22 protein-coding genes are annotated in these 18,858 nt (G+C 68.6%); 10 read left to right on the top strand and 12 right to left on the bottom strand.

Features of this window, described 5'->3' with window-relative positions; genetic code table 11:
* Positions 1 to 5: 5 nt before the first annotated feature.
* On the top strand, positions 6 to 473 hold the full coding sequence (locus ACW170_RS05320; RefSeq protein ID WP_492088625.1) for a MarR family winged helix-turn-helix transcriptional regulator: 468 nt from the start codon (positions 6 to 8) through the stop codon (positions 471 to 473).
* Between the two features lie 40 nt (positions 474 to 513).
* Here ACW170_RS05320 and ACW170_RS05315 read toward each other — a convergent pair whose 3' ends face one another.
* From ACW170_RS05315 to ACW170_RS05305, 3 genes are all read right to left on the bottom strand, one after another.
* On the bottom strand, positions 514 to 1,932 hold the full coding sequence (locus ACW170_RS05315; RefSeq protein WP_492088624.1) for a methyl-accepting chemotaxis protein: 1,419 nt from the start codon (positions 1,930 to 1,932) through the stop codon (positions 514 to 516).
* A gap of 108 nt (positions 1,933 to 2,040) precedes the next feature.
* Positions 2,041 to 2,796: an endonuclease III gene (nth, locus tag ACW170_RS05310; RefSeq protein WP_492088623.1), complete on the bottom strand. Its 756-nt coding sequence runs from the start codon at positions 2,794 to 2,796 to the stop codon at positions 2,041 to 2,043.
* A complete protein-coding gene (locus tag ACW170_RS05305) occupies positions 2,793 to 4,094 on the bottom strand; it encodes a flavin monoamine oxidase family protein (RefSeq protein ID WP_492088622.1) in 1,302 nt (433 codons plus the stop codon). Before ACW170_RS05305 ends, nth begins: the two co-directional genes overlap by 4 nt.
* Positions 4,095 to 4,215: 121 nt before the next feature.
* Between ACW170_RS05305 and ACW170_RS05300 the strand changes: the two genes are divergently transcribed.
* Genes ACW170_RS05300 through ACW170_RS05280 form a run of 5 tightly spaced genes read left to right on the top strand, consistent with a single transcriptional unit; the run spans position 4,216 to position 8,792 of the window.
* On the top strand, positions 4,216 to 5,316 hold the full coding sequence (locus tag ACW170_RS05300) for an HlyD family secretion protein (RefSeq protein ID WP_492088621.1): 1,101 nt from the start codon (positions 4,216 to 4,218) through the stop codon (positions 5,314 to 5,316).
* Positions 5,313 to 6,923: a DHA2 family efflux MFS transporter permease subunit gene (locus ACW170_RS05295; RefSeq protein WP_492088620.1), complete on the top strand. Its 1,611-nt coding sequence runs from the start codon at positions 5,313 to 5,315 to the stop codon at positions 6,921 to 6,923. The genes ACW170_RS05300 and ACW170_RS05295 overlap by 4 nt, the downstream gene beginning before the upstream one ends.
* The gene (locus ACW170_RS05290; protein WP_492088619.1) at positions 6,923 to 7,537 is read left to right on the top strand and encodes a TetR/AcrR family transcriptional regulator; all 615 of its coding nucleotides are present in this window, start codon (positions 6,923 to 6,925) and stop codon (positions 7,535 to 7,537) included. The genes ACW170_RS05295 and ACW170_RS05290 overlap by 1 nt, the downstream gene beginning before the upstream one ends.
* Before the next feature lie 26 nt (positions 7,538 to 7,563).
* The gene (locus ACW170_RS05285; protein ID WP_492088618.1) at positions 7,564 to 8,337 is read left to right on the top strand and encodes a creatininase family protein; all 774 of its coding nucleotides are present in this window, start codon (positions 7,564 to 7,566) and stop codon (positions 8,335 to 8,337) included.
* 59 nt (positions 8,338 to 8,396) lie between these two features.
* Positions 8,397 to 8,792, top strand: coding sequence for a phasin (locus ACW170_RS05280; RefSeq protein WP_492088617.1), 396 nt, complete (start codon positions 8,397 to 8,399; stop codon positions 8,790 to 8,792).
* 56 nt (positions 8,793 to 8,848) lie between these two features.
* On the opposite strand, the gene ACW170_RS05275 is transcribed toward ACW170_RS05280, so the two are convergent.
* Complete coding sequence (locus ACW170_RS05275) at positions 8,849 to 9,739, bottom strand: AraC family transcriptional regulator (RefSeq protein WP_492088616.1); 891 nt, start codon at positions 9,737 to 9,739, stop codon at positions 8,849 to 8,851.
* A 120-nt stretch (positions 9,740 to 9,859) separates the two neighbouring features.
* Here ACW170_RS05275 and ACW170_RS05270 point away from each other — a divergent pair, with 120 nt between their 5' ends.
* Together ACW170_RS05270 and ACW170_RS05265 are read left to right on the top strand one after the other, a co-directional pair.
* Positions 9,860 to 10,156, top strand: a complete 297-nt coding sequence (locus ACW170_RS05270; RefSeq protein ID WP_492088615.1) for an autorepressor SdpR family transcription factor — start codon at positions 9,860 to 9,862, stop codon at positions 10,154 to 10,156.
* Complete coding sequence (locus ACW170_RS05265; RefSeq protein WP_492088614.1) at positions 10,153 to 10,536, top strand: SdpI family protein; 384 nt, start codon at positions 10,153 to 10,155, stop codon at positions 10,534 to 10,536. Before ACW170_RS05270 ends, ACW170_RS05265 begins: the two co-directional genes overlap by 4 nt.
* 12 nt (positions 10,537 to 10,548) lie before the next feature.
* Here ACW170_RS05265 and ACW170_RS05260 read toward each other — a convergent pair whose 3' ends face one another.
* The 3 genes from ACW170_RS05260 to ACW170_RS05250 form a co-directional block, all read right to left on the bottom strand.
* Positions 10,549 to 10,824: a YdeI/OmpD-associated family protein gene (locus tag ACW170_RS05260; RefSeq protein ID WP_492088613.1), complete on the bottom strand. Its 276-nt coding sequence runs from the start codon at positions 10,822 to 10,824 to the stop codon at positions 10,549 to 10,551.
* Positions 10,825 to 11,100: 276 nt separating this feature from the next.
* The gene (locus tag ACW170_RS05255; RefSeq protein WP_492088612.1) at positions 11,101 to 11,451 is read right to left on the bottom strand and encodes a YunG family protein; all 351 of its coding nucleotides are present in this window, start codon (positions 11,449 to 11,451) and stop codon (positions 11,101 to 11,103) included.
* Positions 11,452 to 11,678: 227 nt separating this feature from the next.
* Positions 11,679 to 12,386, bottom strand: coding sequence for an SDR family oxidoreductase (locus ACW170_RS05250; protein ID WP_492088611.1), 708 nt, complete (start codon positions 12,384 to 12,386; stop codon positions 11,679 to 11,681).
* Positions 12,387 to 12,578: 192 nt separating this feature from the next.
* Between ACW170_RS05250 and chrA the strand changes: the two genes are divergently transcribed.
* Complete coding sequence (chrA, locus tag ACW170_RS05245) at positions 12,579 to 13,796, top strand: chromate efflux transporter (protein WP_492088610.1); 1,218 nt, start codon at positions 12,579 to 12,581, stop codon at positions 13,794 to 13,796.
* 198 nt (positions 13,797 to 13,994) lie between these two features.
* Here the strand turns inward: chrA and ACW170_RS05240 are convergent, their stop codons facing one another.
* From ACW170_RS05240 to ACW170_RS05220, 5 genes are all read right to left on the bottom strand, one after another.
* Positions 13,995 to 14,609, bottom strand: a complete 615-nt coding sequence (locus ACW170_RS05240; protein ID WP_492088609.1) for a MarR family winged helix-turn-helix transcriptional regulator — start codon at positions 14,607 to 14,609, stop codon at positions 13,995 to 13,997.
* Between the two features lie 114 nt (positions 14,610 to 14,723).
* The gene (locus tag ACW170_RS05235) at positions 14,724 to 15,374 is read right to left on the bottom strand and encodes an inner membrane-spanning protein YciB (RefSeq protein ID WP_492088608.1); all 651 of its coding nucleotides are present in this window, start codon (positions 15,372 to 15,374) and stop codon (positions 14,724 to 14,726) included.
* A 1-nt stretch (position 15,375) separates the two neighbouring features.
* Positions 15,376 to 16,311, bottom strand: a complete 936-nt coding sequence (gene ftsY, locus ACW170_RS05230) for a signal recognition particle-docking protein FtsY (protein ID WP_492088607.1) — start codon at positions 16,309 to 16,311, stop codon at positions 15,376 to 15,378.
* Positions 16,312 to 16,357: 46 nt separating this feature from the next.
* Positions 16,358 to 18,019 carry a DNA-packaging protein gene (locus tag ACW170_RS05225; RefSeq protein ID WP_492088606.1) on the bottom strand — a complete coding sequence of 554 codons (1,662 nt, stop codon included), beginning with the start codon at positions 18,017 to 18,019 and terminating at the stop codon, positions 16,358 to 16,360.
* 159 nt (positions 18,020 to 18,178) lie between these two features.
* Positions 18,179 to 18,499 carry a 2Fe-2S iron-sulfur cluster-binding protein gene (locus ACW170_RS05220; RefSeq protein WP_267515239.1) on the bottom strand — a complete coding sequence of 107 codons (321 nt, stop codon included), beginning with the start codon at positions 18,497 to 18,499 and terminating at the stop codon, positions 18,179 to 18,181.
* A gap of 230 nt (positions 18,500 to 18,729) precedes the next feature.
* Here ACW170_RS05220 and ACW170_RS05215 point away from each other — a divergent pair, with 230 nt between their 5' ends.
* On the top strand, positions 18,730 to 18,846 hold the full coding sequence (locus ACW170_RS05215) for a hypothetical protein (RefSeq protein ID WP_492089140.1): 117 nt from the start codon (positions 18,730 to 18,732) through the stop codon (positions 18,844 to 18,846).
* Positions 18,847 to 18,858 lie beyond the last annotated feature (12 nt).

Here is an 18,858-nt window from a genome sequence, read left to right as displayed (position 1 = left end):
AGCCCATGGCCGCCAAAATACTCGCCCAGGAACGTATTCCCGATCTCGAGATCGACGCTCAGTTGTGTCTGGCCCTCCAGACGACCGGCAGTCTGGTCACGCGTCTCTATCGGCGCCTGCTGGATCCGTTGGACCTGACCCACCCGCAGTACCTCATCCTTCTCGCCCTCTGGGAGACCGAAGGGCCCGTGACCATGGGCGAGGTCGGCCGCCGCACCCATATGGAGACGGGCGCCTTGAGCCCCCAGGTCAAGAAGATGGAGGCCGCCGGCCTGCTGGACCGTCGGCGGGACGACAAGGACGAGCGCAAGGTCTGGGTCCAGCCCACGGCCAAGGCCTGGGGCCTGAGGCCGCAGGTTCTGGACGTTCGACGCGAGGTCGTGGAGCGTCTGCCGCTTTCCGAGCCGCAGATCGCCCAGCTGCGCGATCTCCTTCAGAAGATGATCGCCGATCTGGAAGCGAGCGAGACCTGAACGCGGCGCCGGCGACCCGACGCGGGCGGACGGGCCCGCCCTAGGCGGCGAAGGCTTCGATCCGGGCCTGGGCCTGGCGGATCGGCGCGGCCGCGCCGCCCTCGCTGACCTGGAACCGGCCCACCAGTTGCGCCAGATCGGCCGCTTCCTGACTGAGGCTCAGGCTGGCGGCAGTCGATTGCTCCACCATCGCCGCATTCTGTTGCGTGACCTGGTCCATGTCGTTGACGGCGCTGTTGACCTCCGCCAGGCCCATCGACTGTTCCTGGGTCGAGGTGCGGACCTCCGCCATCAGCTGGGTGATCTCGTTGATGCGCGAGGCGATCCCGGCCAGGGCGTCGCCGGATTCGCGCACCAGGGTGACGCCGTCCTTGACCTGCACCCCGCTGGCGGAGATCAGGGCCTTGATCTCGCGGGCCGAGTCCGCCGACCGTTGGGCCAGGGCCCGCACTTCGGAGGCCACCACCGCGAAGCCGCGCCCGGCCTCGCCCGCGCGCGCCGCTTCCACGCCGGCGTTCAGCGCCAGCAGATTGGTCTGGAAGGCGATCTCGTCGATGACCCCGATGATCTGGCCGATCTGGTCCGAGGATTTCTCAATCTCGCCCATGGCGGATATGGCGCGCTGCACGACCCCGCCGCCGGTCTCGGCCTGGAGGCGGGTCTGGCTCACCACGGCGTCCGCCGCCTGGGCGTTTTCGGCCGTCTGACGGATCGTCACCGTGATCTTGTCCAGCGCCGAGGCCGTTTCCTCCAGGCTTGCGGCCTGTCTCTCGGTCCGCCGCGACAGGTCCTCGGACGCGCGGCTGATCTCATTGACGCCTGACTGCATCGAAACCGCATTGCCGCGGATGTCGCCGACCGCCTGATCCATCGCCGCCAGGGCGCGGTTGAAGTCCTCGCGCAGCGCGGCGTAGGCCTTGGGGAAATCGTCGCCGATCCGGTAGGACAGGTCGCCGTCGGCCATGGCCGACAGGGCCCGCCCCGTGCCCTGGAGCACGGCGGCCTGGACCTCCGCCGCCTCACGGTCGGCCTCGGCGCGGCGCTCCCGCTCCGCCTCGGCGGCGGTGACGTCCGTGGCGAATTTGACGACCTTGTAGGGTTTTCCATCGACGTCGAAGATCGGATTATAGCTGGCCTCGATCACGGCGCGGGCCCCGCCCTTGCCGTAACGGACGAACTTGTCGGCGATGAACTCGCCGGCGTTCAGCCTGCGCCAAAGCGTAGCGTAGTCGGGCGAGGCGGCCTCTACAGGGTCCATGAAGATGCGGTGATGCCGTCCCTGAACCTCGTCCAGGCCATAGCCCACGACGCCGAGGAAATTGGGATTGGCCTTGATGATCGTTCCATCGAGCCCGAACTCGATCACCGCCTGGGACCGCTGGACCGCCGCCATCATGCTTCGCAGTTCCGAAACCTCCACGTTGTCATCGGCGGAACGTGTTCGGAAGATCGACTTCATCAGGGGCCTCGCGCGCAAGCTTGGCGCTCAAATTAGTCCGCAACCCTTACCAAGGGCCGACTTTTCGTTCGCGAGTGGAACGAAATCCAGCGCCCCGCGCCGTTCCCGCTAACCCGCCTCTCCCAGCGCCATCAGCCCCGCCCGCGACGGGCACAGGTCGGCGATGACGCAGGCCAGGCATTTGGGCCTGCGCGCCGTGCAGGTGTAGCGCCCGTGCAGGATCAGCCAGTGGTGCGCCTTGGGCAGCCACTGCTCCGGCACGACCTTGAACAGTTGGGCCTCCACCTTGTCCGGCGTCGCCGCATTGGCCAGGCCCAGCCGGTGCGAGACGCGGAAGACATGGGTGTCCACGGCGATGGCGGCCTCGATCCCCAGCTCGTTCAGCACGACCGAGGCGGTCTTGCGCCCCACGCCGGGCAGGGCCTGCAGATCGGTCCGGTTCAGCGGAACCTGCCCCCCGTGCTGCTCCAGCACCAGGCGGGACAGGGCGATGACGTTCCTCGCCTTGCCGCGATACAGGCCAATGGAGGCGATATAGGGGACCAGCCCCTCCTCCCCCAGGGCCAGCATCTTCTCCGGCGTGTCGGCGACCTGGAACAGGCGGTCGGTGGCCTTGTTGACGGCGACGTCGGTGGTCTGGGCCGACAGGGCCACGGCGACGACCAGGGTGAAGGGGTTGGAGAAGTTCAGCTCGGTCTTCGGCTCGGGCATGATCCCGGACAGCCGCTCGAAAATGGTTTCGACCCGGTCCTCGTCCGGCGGCCAGCGCAGTACGGGCACGGATGCGCCAGTCATCACCGCCGGGCGTTTCGGACCGGCCTTGAGCGGTTTGGCGACAGGTTTTCGGGCCTTGGTCGGCGTCATGCCTCGCTGTCGCCGTCGCCGCGATGCGGGTCAAGACCCAGGGTCGTCAGGGCCGCATCCGCCGCCCGCTCGCCCTCCATCCAGGCGCCGTGGGCCGTGCCGTAATAGACCGGCGCCGTCGCCTCGCCCGCCAGGAAGATCCGATCCTCAACCGCGATCCGAAACTTGGCCCGGTCCCCCGCGTGGCCCGGCAGGGCGTGGGAATAGGCGCCGCGCGACCAGGGATCGACGCCCCAGTTCGACACGGCCACGGCCTCCAGCCGCCGCCGCATATTCGACCCCAGAGCCGCGACCAGTTCGGACACGGCGAAATCGACCAGTGCGGCCGGCCCCTCCGCCTCCAGCCCCCAGGCCAGTCCTGCGCCGAAATAGGCCTCGATCATCGGCCGCCCGAACGGCCGCAGATGATAGCCGCCGGTCTCGGCCGTATCGGCCCGCGTCCACAGCTGGGTGTCGGGCTGGAAGTCGCCCGCGCCCCGCACCGTCATATGCACCTTGGACGCCAGCCCCAGGGGCACGCCCGCCGTCGCCTCCAGCCAGGCCGGAACGGGCGGATCGATCCGCACCGCCTCGGTGGCGATCAGACTATTGGGAACCGTCAGGATCACGACCCGCGCCGTCAGCTCGCCCCGGCCGGTCTCCAGCCGCAGCAGGGGGCCGGACCGGTCGATCCGCCGCACGGCGCAGTCGCGCACCACCGCATCCGACACGGCCTCGCCCAGACGGGCGATCAGCCGGCCATAGCCATCGCGCACCCGCCAGTTCACCCCGGTGTCGCCATAGGCGTCATAGTCCAGACTGGACACCTCGGCGAACCGCGCCCCGTTCAGCGCGCCCGAGATGGCGTCCATCCGGGCGTTCCAACGGCAGTCCAGATCGAAGAAGTCGGAGGCCGGCCGGTCTTCCCCCCTCGCCGCCGCCTCGGTCACGCGCTGGTCGAAGGCGGCGAAGGCCTCGCCGAACTCCGCCTGATCGGCGGGCGTGATCTCGTGATTGAAGGCCTGGGTTCGCCACGGCGGCGGGGTCTGGTCCAGCGTCAGGCCCTCGCCCTCGACCCGCCCAGCCAGAACATTGTCGTCGGCCGAGTGCAGCCAGCCGCAACCCATGTCCAGACCCTCGCCCTCGACCCGCGCCGTCCAGGCGCGGCCGCCGATCCGGTCGCGGGCCTCCAGCACCAGAACCGACAGGCCGGGCCGCATCAACCGACGCGCAGCGGCGATCCCCGCCGCCCCCGCGCCGATGATCGCCACATCGACCTGGGACGGCAGCGGATGGGAGGCGGAAACACGATCTATCATGGGCAGGGAAATACACGAAAACCACGCGTGATCCGGCATTTGTCGATTGGACATTGATTTTTGGACGGCGACGTCCATTTTAGCCCCGCTTCAAAACGCCGCACCCTCCCCAGGATGTCCCATGTCGCCTGAACTGAAGAAACGCCTGCCGCTGTTCGCCGCGATCCTCGTCGGCCTCGCCCTGATCGCGGGCGGGATCGTCTGGTGGATGAACGGCCAGAGGTGGGAGAGCACCGACAACGCCTTCGTCCAGGCCGACACCACCCTGATCAGCCCGCAACTGGCCGGCCGAGTGACCGAGGTCCTGGTCGGCGACAACCAGCGGGTCGAGGCCGGTCAGGTCCTGGTCAAGCTGGACGACGGCGACCAGCGCGCAGAACTGGCCCGCGCCGAAGCCAATCTCCAGGCCGCCATCGCCGCCGTCGGCAATGTCGACGCCCAGTCCGCCCAGGAACAGGCCGCCATCGCCGCCCGCGCCGCCGCCGTGACCCAGGCCCGCGCCCAGGCCGGCCTGGCCCGCGCCGAGGTCGATCGTTACGGCAAGCTGGCCCAGCAGGGCTGGGTCTCGCAGCAACGGATCCAGACCGAACGCGCCTCGGCCGCCACCGCCGACGCCAGCGTGCAACAGGCCCAGGCCGCCCTGGTCGCCGAACAGCGCACCGCCGGCGTGCTGGGCTCGACCCGCGAACAGAGCGTCGCCGCCGTCGAACAGGCCCGCGCCCAGGTCGAGACCGCCCGCATCGCCCTGGAACGCACCGTCATCCGCGCCCCCATCGCCGGCGTCGTCGGCGCCCGCAGCGTGCGGGCCGGCCAGTACGTCAACGCCGGAACCCAGCTTCTGTCGATCGTGCCCCTGACCCAGACCTATGTCGTGGCCAACTTCAAGGAGACCCAGCTGGACCGAATGCGTCTGGGCCAGACGGTCGAGATTTCCGCCGACGCCTTCCCCGGCCGCAAGATCGAGGGCCGGGTCGACAGCTTCGCCCCCGCCACCGGCTCGGAATTCGCCCTGATCCCGGTTGAGAACGCCACCGGCAACTTCACCAAGATCACCCAGCGGGTGCCCGTGCGGATCGTCGTCAGCGGCGCCGACCGGGGCCTGGCCCTGCGCCCTGGCCTGTCGGTCGACGTCAAGGTCGACCTGAAGAGCGAGGGCGGCCAGAGCTTCGCCGAGGCCGCCGTCGGCGCCCAGATGGCCGCCAACGAGGCGCCCCGCCCGTGACCGCCGTCGCCCCTGCCGCAAACGGCGGGGCCCCTTCCGACGCCAAGGGCCCCGTCGCCGGCCATCCCGAGATCAACTGGACCATGCTGCTGCTCGGCTTCGCCGGGATGGTGGTGGGCCAGTTCATGGCCATCCTGGACATCCAGATCGTCGCCGCCTCCCTGCCCCAGATCCAGGCCGGGGTCGGCGCCTCGGCCGACGAGATCAGCTGGATCCAGACCGCCTATCTGATCCCCGAAGTGGTGATGATCCCCCTGTCCGGCTTCCTGTCGCGACTGTGGGGCACCCAGAAGCTGTTCCTGGCCTCGTGCGCCGGCTTCGTCCTGATGAGCATCGCCACCGGCCTGTCGAACTCCATCGACACCATGATCCTGTTCCGGGCCATCCAGGGCTTTGTCGGCGGGGCCATGATCCCGACCGTCTTCGCCGTGGCCTTCACCGCCTTCCCGCCGGACAAGCGGGTCACGGCCAGCGTGGTCATGGGCCTGATCGTCACCCTGGCGCCGACCGTCGGCCCGACCCTGGGCGGACACCTGACCGACTGGCTCAGCTGGCGCTGGCTGTTCTTCATCAATGTCGCGCCGGGCTTGCTGGTCCTGTTCCTGGTCGGCCGCTACGGCAACTTCGACAAGGGCGATCCGTCCCTGGCCAAGGGGTTCGACTGGTGGGGCCTGGGCTTCATGGCGACCTTCCTGATGAGCATGCAATATGTGCTGGAGGAAGGCTCCAAGAACGACTGGTTCGACGACACCCACATCCTGTTGCTGTCGGTCGTCGCCGCCGTGACGGGGCCCATCTTCATCTGGCGCTCCCTGGCCTATCGCCAGCCCATCGTCGAGCTGCGCGCCTTCGCCAACCGCAACTTCCTGGTCGGCTTCATCATGACCTTCATCGTCGGCTTCGCCCTGTACGGCGGCACCTTCCTGTTGCCGTTGTTCCTGGGTCGGGTGCTGGACTATTCGTCGTCCCAGGTTGGCACCACCATGGTCGTCTCGGGTCTCGCCATGTTCGCCACCGCCCCCTTCGCCGGGCGGCTGGTGCGCAAGATGGACGCGCGGATCCTGATGTTCGGCGGCTTCATGCTGTGCGCCTGGGGCATGTGGGAGGCGCGGGTCGTCACCGACGACTGGGGCTTCTGGGAGTTCGCCTCGGTCCAGGCCTTCCGCGGCGTCGGCGTCATGCTGGCCATGATCGCCTCGCAACAGGTGACCATGGCCACCCTGCCGCCGCACATGGTCAAGAACGCCTCGGGCCTGGTGAACCTGGCGCGCAACGTCGGCGGCGCCTTCGGCCTGGCCATCCTGAACACCAGCCTGACCACCAACACCGCCGTCCATATCGGCGAGCTGACCAGCGGCATCGCGCAAGGCGACCAGGCCATGCGTCAGATGATGGCCGGCATGGCCCAGCGCTTCGCCGGCACCATCGACCCCGCCGCCTCGGCCCTGAAGGCCGTCTATGGCATCCTGCAGAAACAGGCCACGACCATGGCCTTCGGCGACGCCTTCGCCCTCTTGGGGATCATGTGCGCCGGGGCCGCCTTCGTCACCCTGCTGGCCCAGCCGGTCAAGGCCCAGCCGGGCGCCCCGCCTTCGGACGCCCACTGATGGCGCGCCGTCGCGGCCAGATCGACGAGAAGAAGAGCGAGGCCATCCTCGACGCCGCCGCCACCCTGTTCGCGGACAAGGGCCTGGCGGTTTCGATGGACGAAATCGCCCGCGTCGCCGGCGTCTCCAAACAGACGGTCTACAACCGCTTCGCCTCCAAGCTGGAGATCGCCCGGGCCATGGCGAACCAGAGGTCCGACGCCATCGTCGCCCCGCTGAAGTCCGCCGGCGCCCCCGCAGAGGTGCTGGAGGCCCTGGCCCTGATCCTGCTGGAGCGCATCTGCCACCCGGACAAGGTCGGCTCGATGCGGGGCGTGGTCCTGATGTCCGCCGACGCCCCCGAGATCGCCCAGGCCGTCTATGAGGCGGGGCCCCTGCGCAGCCTCAAACTGCTGTCGGCCTGGCTGGCGGACCAGACGCGCGCGGGCCGGCTGAACGTGCCCGACCCCGACGAGGCGGCCGAGATGTTCTCGGGCCTGGTGCTGGGCCACGGCCATCTGCGGGCCATGCTGAACGTGCCCCAGATCGACGCCGACCAGCGCCTCCGCCGCGCCCGCGAGGCCGCCCGCCTCTTCGTCACGGCCTATGCGCCAACCGTGGATCGCGCTAGTTGATGCGGGTCGCGTAAAGGAGTCCGCCCATGCTGATCCACCTGTCGTCCTGGCCCGAGATCGACGCCCGTATCGCGGCGGACCAGCCCCTGTCGAAGACGGTCGTGGTCCCCATCGGCTCCAACGAGCAGCACGGCCCGACCGGTCTTCTCGGCACCGACTGGCTGTGCCCCGAGATCATCGCCCACGAGGCCGAGCGTTCGAACGCCGCCCTGATGGTCGCCCCCACCTTCAACATCGGCATGGCCCAGCATCACCTGGCCTTCGCCGGCACCATCAGCCTGCGCCCCTCCACCTTCATGGCCGCCATCACCGACTGGGTTTCGTCGCTCAGCCGCCACGGGTTCGAGCGGATCTATTTCCTCAACGGCCACGGCGGCAACGTCGCCACCATTGAGGCGACCTTCTCGGAAATCTACGCCGAATGGAGCTTCGTCGAGGACGAACCCCCATTTGTTCTGAAGCTCAAGAACTGGTGGGACCTGCCCGGCGTCCAGGGCCTGTGCAACTCGATCTTCCCCACCGGCCACGGCATGCACGCCACCCCGTCCGAGATCGCCGTGACCCAGGCCGCCTATCCCGACCGGATCAAGACGGCGGAATACGCCCCCAAGATCGCGCCCAACGGCCCGATCCGTGACGCCCTCGACTATCGCGCCCGCTTCCCCGACGGCCGCATCGGCTCCGACCCCGCCCAGGCCAGCCCCGAAAAGGGCCGCCGCATCATCGACCTGGCCGTCCCCGCCCTGCTGTCCGACGTCGCGGCCTTCGCCGCCGAAGTCCGGCCCGGAGACGCGTCCTGACCCGCAAAGCCCGCTCGCCGGCTGTCCTGGGCGCCGAACTCCTGTCCGCCTCGGCCGAGGTGATCGCCGCCCGCACCACCCTGATGGCCCAGGGCCTGACGGACCCCAGGGGTCAGGATCCGATCGAAATGGCGCTGATGAGCTCGGAAAAAACCGAGGCCATGGCCGCCTCCGCCGCCGCCCTGACCGCCAGCGCCGGCGCCGTCGGCGAACGCCTGAGCCGCGACGCCCTGGATGAAGGCGCCCGCGCCCTCCAGGCCGCCACCGAAATCGTCGGCGCCCACACCCCGGCCGAGGCCGCCCAGGCCCAGATCCGCTACGCCCTGGGCTGGTGGAGCCGCGCCGCCGGCCAGGCCCAGACCCTGACCGCCGAACTGACCCAGGCCCATACCGACGCCCTCACCCCCATCCACAAGACCGCCGTCGCCAACGCCAAGCGGCTGAGAAAGTCGTAGGGCGCAGTGGAGGGGCTCTCGACGCCGCAGAGGCTCCGGCCTTGCGGACACGCCCCTCACCTCAACGGCAAAAACAAATCCGCCGCCGCCCCCATCTCCGGCTCCCCCACGAACAACCGCTGGCAATAGATCGGAAAGTCCCGCATCTCCTCCCCGCTGGCCGGCAGCCACTCGCGGTACAGATACAGGGCGGCCGGCTCCAGATTATGGGTGTCGCCGACGACGCGCAGCACGGCGCACCGCCCGCCGGGGATTTCGCCCGCCTTGACCGCCGGGTCCTCCGCCTCCACCCGCTGACCGGGGTTCAGGCCGACGCACAGGTCCATCCGATAGTCGGCCGGGTCGGCGGGGCGGCGTTCCGAATGCCAGACATTGAAGGTCGGGTTGGTCTTGGGCGACAGGCCGGCGGCCTTGCGCCAGACGATGAACCGCTGAACCGTGGCGTCGATGGTCGCGGGATCGCCCCGATGTTCAAAGATCGCCACCCGGATCGGCGGCGTCTCCCGGATCGTCACCTGATCGGGCGTGAAGGGCGTCTGCATGAGTCTGCTCCGGGCTGAGTTGAGGGGGCCGAAGGCCTGAAGCCACGGCGCCCAGTCGGGTGATTTCCGGAAATCGGACGGCGACTGCCGGAACCTCTGGCGAAAGGCGCGGGCGAAGGCGTCGGGCGTCTCGTAACCGGCGTCCAGGGCGATGTCGGTCACGCTGTCCCCCTGCCCGCCCGCCAGCCGTTTCGACGCCTGTCGCATCCGCGCCAGCTGGACATAGCGGTGCAGGGACAGCCCGAAGGTCGCCTTGAACTGCCGGTGGAAATGGAATTTGGAAAAGGCCGCGACACCGCTGACCGTCTCCAGGTCCAGATCGCCGTCCAGATGCCGGTCGATATGGTCCAGCACCCTCAGCATCCGGGAATGGTAGTGGTCCAGCGCCGCCGTCATCATCCTCATCCGTGGTCACAGCCCAGATTGGCGCAAGACGCCGTCGCGCGCTCTCCCGATCTTGCGGTTTGAACTCCCATCGCCGAAGGCGCGCTTGACTCATTTAGACGTTTAGCTAATAAACACATTATGAGCCAGGTCTTCAAAGCCCTTTCCGATCCGACCCGCCGCCGCGTGCTTCAGCTGCTGCGTCAGGGACCGATGACCGCCGGCGAGATCAGCGACCGGTTCAACGTCTCCAAACCGACCATGTCGGCCCATTTCGCGGTGCTGAAGGAGGCGGATCTGGTTCATGCGGAAAAGGCCGGCAAGTCGGTCGTCTACCATCTGAAACTCTCGGTGCTGGAAGAGGCCCTGCTGGGCTTCGTCAATTCGTTCGGCCTCGGGGCGGAGACGCCCGGGCCCTCACAGGAGCCTGCGAAATGAACAAGGACGTCATCAACAGCCTCGCCTGGGGCGGCGGAATTCTGGTTCTGGCCCTGTGCGCCAGCCTGGGACGCCGGCTGGGCTATATCGACCACGAGACCACCCTTCGCCTGGTTCTGGGCGCCACCGGCCTGATGATCGCCGCCTTCGGCGATCGCATCCCCAAGACCTTCACCGCCAGCGCGGGCGCCAGAAAGGCCCAGCGCGTCTCGGCCTGGTCCATGGTGCTGAGCGGCCTCGTCTACGCCCTGGCCTTCGCCTTCGCCCCCACCATCATGACGGCGGTCGTCATCGGCTGCGGCGCGGTGATCGGCGGCATGGCCTTCACCCTCCTCTACTGCCTGCGCCTGTCGGCCAGGGCTAGGACCAACGCCGGCTAGGATCGCCGCCGCCTAGGCCGCGCCGGTCCCCTTCTCGCGATGCGGGCATCCCGGCCAGCAGCAGGGGCGGCGTTTGCCGTCGCTCAGATTCTCGCGACCCCAGTCGATCCGCTTGAGCCGCGTCTCGGCCTTCTTCGCCGACTCGACCCAGCAGATCCATTCATTGCGGGCCAGGGGCGTGATCGCCGTCCAGGTCGCCACGGCTGCGGCGTCGCCGACCAGCGCCGCCCGCAGATCGGCGGGCAGCGAATGGACGACGCCGCCGGGCAGGTCGCTATCATCAGCCATATCCCATCGTCGCAGGCCCGGATTTGCGCCGCAAGCCTCCCGTCACCTCCCCCGCCGTGGGGAGGCGCCCCCCGCCACCGCCCCCGCCGTCATCCTCGGGCTTGACCCGAGGACCGAGCGCTGATCGGGCGCTGCGCCTGCCCCCTTGCACAAGCGGCGGACCGTTCGATCCCCGGGTCAAGCCCGAGGATGACGGTTTGGGGTTCTGTCGAGCAAGAGGGTCTTCCGGTCCAAGGGCGGACGACACGAACGGCTGTTCGGGACGGCATGGCGACATCAACCGGCTGAGGGCGTCTCCAGAAAGAGGGCTCGCCGCAGCGCCTGATACTGTTTGACGGTGGTGTCGCTGAACGCATCGTCGCGGCTCGCGGGAAGATCCTCGTAAGCGATCCGCCCTCCAAACTGACTGCTGGTCAGGTCGATGCGTGTGTCGTCTATCAGATTATAGAAGTGATAGTTCGGTCCGACTCTTGTCTTGAGGATGCGGCCGCCAAGCAAGTCGTTGACCACCAGCGCCGTCACGCTGCACTGGCCAAGGGCGGGGTTGTCGCGCGTCCATGTGGTCGCCGTCTCCACCGACCACGCCGCTTTCAACCGTTCTTCAAGTTCGTCGAGCACCGGCGCCATAATTCGATGATCCCACCGTCGGCGAGCGCTCGCAACGGTCGAGTGCGGTCATGGTCTTCGACGCCGAGATCAGATGTTGGCCTCCAGGCCTGAAATCGGTCGCGGTCGATCTCAGCTAAGGGTGGGCGACGGCCGTCGGCAGGCCCCCACTAGGACCTGCCGCCCGTGCGTAATCGTTCAGGTCAGACGCACCGACACTCCGCCGTCCACCAGCATGGGGCTTCCGGTCATGAAGGAGGAACGATCCCCAGCAGAAATAGCGCGGCCTGGGCAATCTCGAGGGGATCCGCCATTCGCTTCATCGGGTGCAAGCCGGCGACCAAGGCAAGAACATCGGGATTCCCTTCGCCGCCCATCGGGGTGATCGTACCGCCTGGAAGCAGGGCGTTCACCCGGACGTTCGCACCCGCATGATCCGCGCCGAGCGATTGGGTCAGTCCGATGAGCCCGGCTTTGGACGCGGCATATGCCGCCATGCCCGCCAAGCCGCCGTTGCTGAAGCCGACGAATGAGGAGGTAAAGACGATTGAACCCCCTCCACGCCCGGCCAAGACCGGTACTTGAGCCTTGGCTGCCAGAAACGCGCTCGTAAGATTGGTGGCGACCACGTCGTTCCAGTCGGCCAGTTCCATCTCCCCGACGGGGACCATAGGCCCGACGACTCCGGCGTTGTTGAAGGCGCCATCCAGCGCGCCAAACTCGCGGACCGCAAGATCAACCAAGGCCTGCGCATAGTTTTCCTCCCGCACGTCACCCGCTAAGTAGACAGCGCGGCCACCCTCAGCGACGATGCGGTCGGCGATGATTTCGAGATTGTCCCGACGCCGCGATCCAAGGACCAGACGGGCTCCCTCTGCAGCGAACAAGCCTGCAGCGGCCTCCCCGATCCCACTGCTCGCGCCCGTAATGATGATCGTCTTGGCCTTCAATTCCATATTCCGTCCTTCACCGTTGATGCCGGCCGCGGGGGTGCAGCTGGCCGGGCTGTGGTAGCGGAAAGGACTGGATCACTCTGGCGGGTTTCGGCCGTGCACTTGACCCTTCGCCCAAGCCTTTCATCAAAGACCCACCTCATCCATACAGGCGGTCCGCTGTCGCGCTGCGGCGCCCGGGTTGGGAGCAAGGGAATGGCCGTCGTGCAGCAGGAGCCTGTGACGCCCCGCCTTCCGCTCCTCCCCCTGTTCCTGAAATTCCTGCACTTCGGCCTGCTGGCGTTCGGCGGCCCCGTGGCCCAGATCGCCATGATCCGGCGCCAGTTGGTCGAGCGGGAGGGCTGGATTTCGAGCGCCCGGTTCAACCGGCTGCTGGCGGTGATGCAGGCGCTGCCGGGGCCAGAGGCGCACGAGCTTTGCGTTCACATGGGCATGCTGTCGCGCGGCCGCCTCGGCGGCCTGCTGGCGGGCCTCGGCTTCATGGCGCCGGGGTTCATTCTGATGATGCTGGCGGCCTGGGCCTATGACGGCCTGATCGCCGGGCGCGCGGTCTGGGCCGGGGCGTTGGCGGGGGTGCAGATCGTGGTGGTGGCGCTGATCCTCCTGGCCGTCCAGCGGATCGGTCGGCATAGTCTGGCGGACCGGATTCTGTGGCTTGTGGCCGGGCTTGGGTTCGCCTCCAGCCTCATCGGCGCGCCCTTCTGGATTCCGCTCGTCGCCGGGGGCCTGATCTATGGCGTCAGCCGTCGCCCCTGGGTCGCCTGGGGCGTCGGCCTGATCGCCGTCGCCCTGTCTGTGTCTTTGTCAGTCTCCCTGTCGGGCGCTCTGGACTCAGCCCGGACCGGGGCGGCGATCCCGATCGACGCCCCCGTCACCCAGGCGGCGACGCTGGACCTGTTCATCGCCGGCCTCAAGGGCGGGCTGCTGACCTTCGGCGGGGCCTATACCGCCATCCCCTATGTGCGCGCCGACACCGTGGGGCGGGGCTGGCTGTCCGACGGCGCCTTCCTCGACGGCGTGGCCCTGGCGGGCGTCTTGCCCGCGCCGCTCGTCATCTTCGGGACCTTCGCCGGCTATGTCGCGGGGGGCTGGATGGGCGCCCTGGCGGTGACGGCGGGGATCTTCCTGCCGGCCTTCGCCTTTTCCCTGATCCTGTTCGAACGGCTGGAGGCCGTGGTGGACAATCCGGCCCTGCACCGCGCCCTGACGGGGGTCGCGGCCGCCGTGGTCGGCGTCATCGGCGCGACCGCGCTCCAGCTGATGGGCTCGACGGCCGAGCGGGCGCCGAGCCTCTGGGGCGCCGCCCTGATCTTCCTGCCCGCCCTGGCGGCGGCCTGGCTGGCGAAAGGCCGGTGGGCGCCGCCGCTGCTGATCCTGGGCGGCGCTATCGCCGGACGACTGATCTTCGGTTGAAGCCGACAGGGAAGGCGGAGCAGCTGTGCGACCGCGTCGTGACCTTGGCCATCCTCGTCCCCCAACCCGTCATCCTCGGGCTTGACCCGAGGACCGGGCGCTGATCGGGCGCCGCGTCACACCCCTCGCACAAGCGGCAGCCCCCTCGATCCGCGGGTCAAGCCCGAGGATGACGGGCGGGTGACGGAGGTGAGGGGATCAGGCGACCTCGACCACCTTCAGCTTGGGCTTCTTGGCCTTGGCGGGCTTGGCCGGGCGGATCGCCTTCTTGGCGGCCTTTTCGGCCTTCTTGGCCTCCTTCTCAGCCATCTTCAGCGCCTTCTTGGCGGCCTTGGCCTCTGCCTTGGCGGCGTCGGGGGCGGCGTCGGCGGCGGCGGCCAGTTCGGCCAGCTGGGCCAGGAAGGTCTCGCGCTGGCCCTTGGGCAGCAGGCCCATGATCCGCTTGTCGGCGGCCTCGACCAGCGGCCGGGCGGCGTCCAGACGGGCGGCGCCTTCCGTGGACAGACGAACCGCCTTGGCGCGGGCGTCCAGGGTCGAGCGTTCGCGCTCCAGCAAGCCCTTGGCGGTCATCCGCGTGACCAGGTCGGCCAGGGTCGAGCGGTCGATGCCGGTCATCCGCACCAGTTCCGTCTGGGTCAGGCCGGCCTTCAGCGAGGCGGCCTCGAGCACCGCGAACTGGCGCTGGGTCAGGCCGTCGGCGCCCGTTTCCTCGGAATAGATGTCCAGCGCCAGCTGAAGCGCGCGGTGCATCAGATGGCTGGGCGAGGTGGCCAGAGGCCCGACCTTGCGCAACGCCTTGCCTGACTTGACCATATCGACCGTCCCCCGATTGTCTTTCGTCCGCACGCGTACCAGCGGCGCTTTACGATTTGACGCGAGAAGTATGTCCGTTACGCGACATTTTGTCTGTAGGCTTTCGCGCTTCTGTCAGAGTCCCGTGTCCGGCGAAACCGGGCCGGGCTCTTCGTCCTTGGTCATGTTGCGCATGATCAGCGGCACCTGGGACAGGCCGAAGACCGAGGCGGCGATCCACAGAACCCCGCGGAACCCGGTCCAGACGTCGTTCGGATTGGGCGTGTCACGGCCCAGGGCGTGCCAGATCGCGGTCACGGCGGCGGGGCTGCGGAACACCTCGTTCAGCACGGCCACGGTCAGGAAATACAGGCCATAGCGCAGGGTCAGGGTCCGCCAGGCGGCGTCATTGACCTTGATGGCCGAGCCCAGCAGGGCCTTGAACGGATATTTCTTCAGCGGGATCGAGCCCAGCAGCACCACCGCCAGCAGCCCGTTCTGCACCGTCAGCTTCAGCTTCACATACAGGTCGTCGTGGGTGAAGACGGTCAGGAGGCCGAACACCAGGGCGAACAGGCCGGTGATCAGCGGCAGGGGCGCGAACCGCCGCTCGACCGCATAGCCGACAACCAGGGCCAGGGCCGAGGCCCCCACAAGCACCCAGGTCGCCAGGATCATGTCCCGCGTCACGAAATAGCTGATCATGAAGGCGGCCAGGGCGCCGAAATCGACGGCCTGGCGGATCCACTGGCGGTTCTTGGTCTCGGGGGCGGATGTCTCGGTCATCTCAGTCTTCCAGTCCCACCAGCGAGCGGGCGAAGGCGCGGGCGTCGAAGGGTTGCAGATCCTCCACCCCCTCGCCCACGCCGATCAGCATCAGGGGGGCGTCGGACGCCTGGGCCACGGGCACCAGCACCCCGCCCCGCGCCGTCCCGTCCAGCTTGGTCATGACGACGCCCGTGACGAAGGCGGTGCGGCCGAAGATCTGTTCCTGGGCCAGGGCGTTGCGCCCCACCGTGGCGTCCAGCACCAGAAGCGTGTCGTGCGGCGCCTCCGGGTCCACCTTCTTCAGCACCCGCACGATCTTCAGCAGTTCGTCCATCAGGGCCGACTTGTTCTGCAACCGCCCGGCCGTGTCGATCAGGACCACGTCGAACCCTTCGGCCCGCGCCTTGGCATAGGCGTCGAACGCCAGGCCGGCCGCATCCGCCCCGTCGCGGCGGCTCTCGAACTCGGCCCCGGCCCGGTCGGCCCAGACCTTCAGCTGTTCGCGGGCGGCGGCGCGGAAGGTGTCGCCGGCGACGATCATCACCTTGGCGCCCTTGCCCGTCAGGTCGGCGGCGATCTTGCCCAGGGTCGTGGTCTTGCCCGAGCCGTTCACCCCGACGAACAGCACCACATAGGGTTTGGGCCCGCTCAGCGGATCGAAGGTCGCCTGGCGCGGCGCCAGTTCGGCCGCCACCGCCTCGGCCAGGGCTTCCTTGACCTCGTGTTCCTGGGCGTCCTTGCCGAACTTCAGCGCCCGGAACCGTTCGACGATCCGCGCCGAGGCCGCCGGCCCCAGGTCGCTTTCCAGCAGATGTTCCTCCAGCCCTTCCAGCGCCGCCTCGGACAGGGGTTCCTTGACGAAGCTGGCGACGACCTGGTCGGTCATCTGTTTGGAGGAGCGCGAGAGCCCCGCGGACAGGCGCTGGAACCAGCCCTTTTTCGGCGTATCGTTCATGGATCAGGCTCTAGCGCGCCCGCCGCCGCCCGTCACGCGCCAATGGCTACAACACCCTGAACCACGGCCCCTGCCGCTCCTCCCCCAGCATCAGGTCGGTCAGGGCCCAGACCAGGGCGTCGGCCCGGTCCAGACTGCCGGTCTCGTCCCCGCCCAGGGCCATCAGCTCCTCCTCCAGGTCGCGGAACCGGCCCAGGTGCGTCACCCGCCCCTGTTCGTACAGGGCCGCCACCGGCTCGGCCCGCATCCGCTTGCCACGCGTGGCCCGCACCTCGCGCACCACCACATTGGGGTCCAAGGTCTTCAGCACATGGGCCACCATGTCCCCGCCCTGATTGACCTCGGCCACAATAGCCCCGGCCCCGAACTCGGCGGCGCAGGCCAGGGCCCGCCGCGCCCAGCCGTCGGGGCTCAGCCCCCGCATCGACCGGTCGGCCAGGACATAGGCCTGCGTCCCCACCCGCCCCGCCGCCACAATGCCGCAGGCGTCGCCCCCCGGCGTCGTGGTCGGATCGATCGCCACCACCACCCGGTCGAACCGCTCGGGCGCCGCCCCGGGGTCCAAATTAGCCCGCGCCAAATCCTCCGCCCGGAACAGCGCCCCTTCGACATCGAGGATCAGCCCCTCCATTTCCTGCGCCGCCCGCCGCGTGCCGCCGTACAGGTCCTCCAGCCGCGCGATCACCCCCGGCGCCAGATGTTCGGCGTTGTCCCGCGTCGGCGCATGGGTGGTCACGCACCCGGCCTCGGCCCTCAGCGCCTTCAGCGCCGCCATCGGCCGGGGCGTGGTCGTCACCACCAGACGCGGATCCCGCCCCAGCCTCAGCCCCAGGCGCAGCATGGCCAGGGTCTCGTCCGGCCGCGCCCAGGCGCAGAATTCATCGGCCCAGGCCCCGGCGAACTGCGGCCCGCGCAGGCTGTCGGGGTCCTCGGCGGAAAAGGCCCAGGCCTCGGCCCCGCTCGGGAACACCAGCCGCCGCCGCGTCGATTCATAGACCGGCCGCGCCCGCCCCCGCCAGCGCGGCAGGGCGTTGATGCCGCTGGGCCCGCCGATCATCACCTCGCGCACATCGTGCAAAGTCGCCCCCACCAGGGCCAGCCGCCCGCCGGGCCCCAGCCGCTCGGCCTCGTCCGCCGCCCACGACGCCCCCGCCAGGGTCTTGCCCGCCCCCCGTCCGCCCAGGAACAGCCAGGCGGACCAGGCGTCCTCCGGCGGCTGCTGCGCCGTCCTCAGCACCAGCTCCGGCCCCGGCTCCTCCTCATCGCCCAGCCCGCCCGCATCCGGCATCCCCAGCGCCTTGGCCAGCGACATCCCCGCCCAGGGGCCGAACCGCACGGCGTCCATGCCCACGAACCGCTTGGCCCGTAGCAACACGCCCATTTCAGGCAGCCACCCCTCCCGCGCCGCCAGGGCCGCGCGCGCGTTCAGCGTCGCCATCGTGGCCTCGGGCTTGTCGGGGTCCCAGTCGAAGGCCAGGATTTCGCACCGCTTCAGCCCCTCCGCCGCCGCGGCCATGAAGGCGGGCGGCGGCGTCCCCGCGCGCTGATAGCGATAGAAGCCGCGCCGCCGCATCTGCGAACTCAGCGTCACCTCGTGCAGCCCCAGCTCCTCGGCGATCTGTTTGCCGGTGACGCTGTGGTCATTGGCGTAGCGCGGCCCGATCTCCTCGTTCCACACCTGGTCTGTGAATTTGCTCTTGCCTGTCATGCGAACATTATCCGCGCACCCGCACCTCAGGCGCGCAAATCGGCCCTCGCGCGCCTCAAGCCGCTGAAGTTCCAGACTTTCGATCGTCCAGTTATAAGCGCTGGGCCGCCCAACTCATCACAAGTCGGGCCATCCTAAGTGGGACGAAGAGCCCGCCGATCAGTGCTGGTTCTGCGGCAACCGCACCACCAGGCCGTCCAGCGCCTCCGACACCCGGATCTGGCACGACAGCCGGCTGTTGGGCTCGACCTCTTCGGCGAAGTCCAGCATCGACTCCTCCATGGCCGAGGGTTTGCCCGCCGCCTCGCGCCAGGCCTCGTCGACATAGACATGGCAGGTGGCGCAGGCGCAGGCCCCGCCGCAATCCGCATCGATCCCCGGCACATTGTTCCGGATCGCGCCCTCCATGACGCTGAGCCCCGGTTTCACGTCGACGACGTGCTCGGTTCCGTCATGCTCGATATAGGTGATGCTGGCCATGCGCCGCTCATATCAAGCCGGGGGGATGGTGCAAGGGCGGATGGAAGGCGGGGTCGGTTGAGGCGGAGTGCAGGAGGCGGAACCTGACTCTTAGCCGAAGTTAGGAAGACCTGCTTTCGAGTCGCGGGCAGCGCATAGTCCTACTGGCTGAAGATGCTCAAACTTGAGCCGAATTTAGCTATGCACAGTCAGAGGCTCTCGCGGTCTCGTCGGAGAAGACGCCGCTTTCAATCACCGAGACTCGCTACCGCTCCCACTTACTCCACGCTTATGAGATCGATCAATTAGACGGGCCTGTGTCATACGTTGAGGCTTGGCCCGACATTCATCTCTTTCGCTGGAGATGAGGAAATATCAGG

The organism is Brevundimonas sp. FV2ps16, from assembly GCF_058681075.1.
This window is presented reverse-complemented; position numbering and strand designations above follow the sequence as displayed.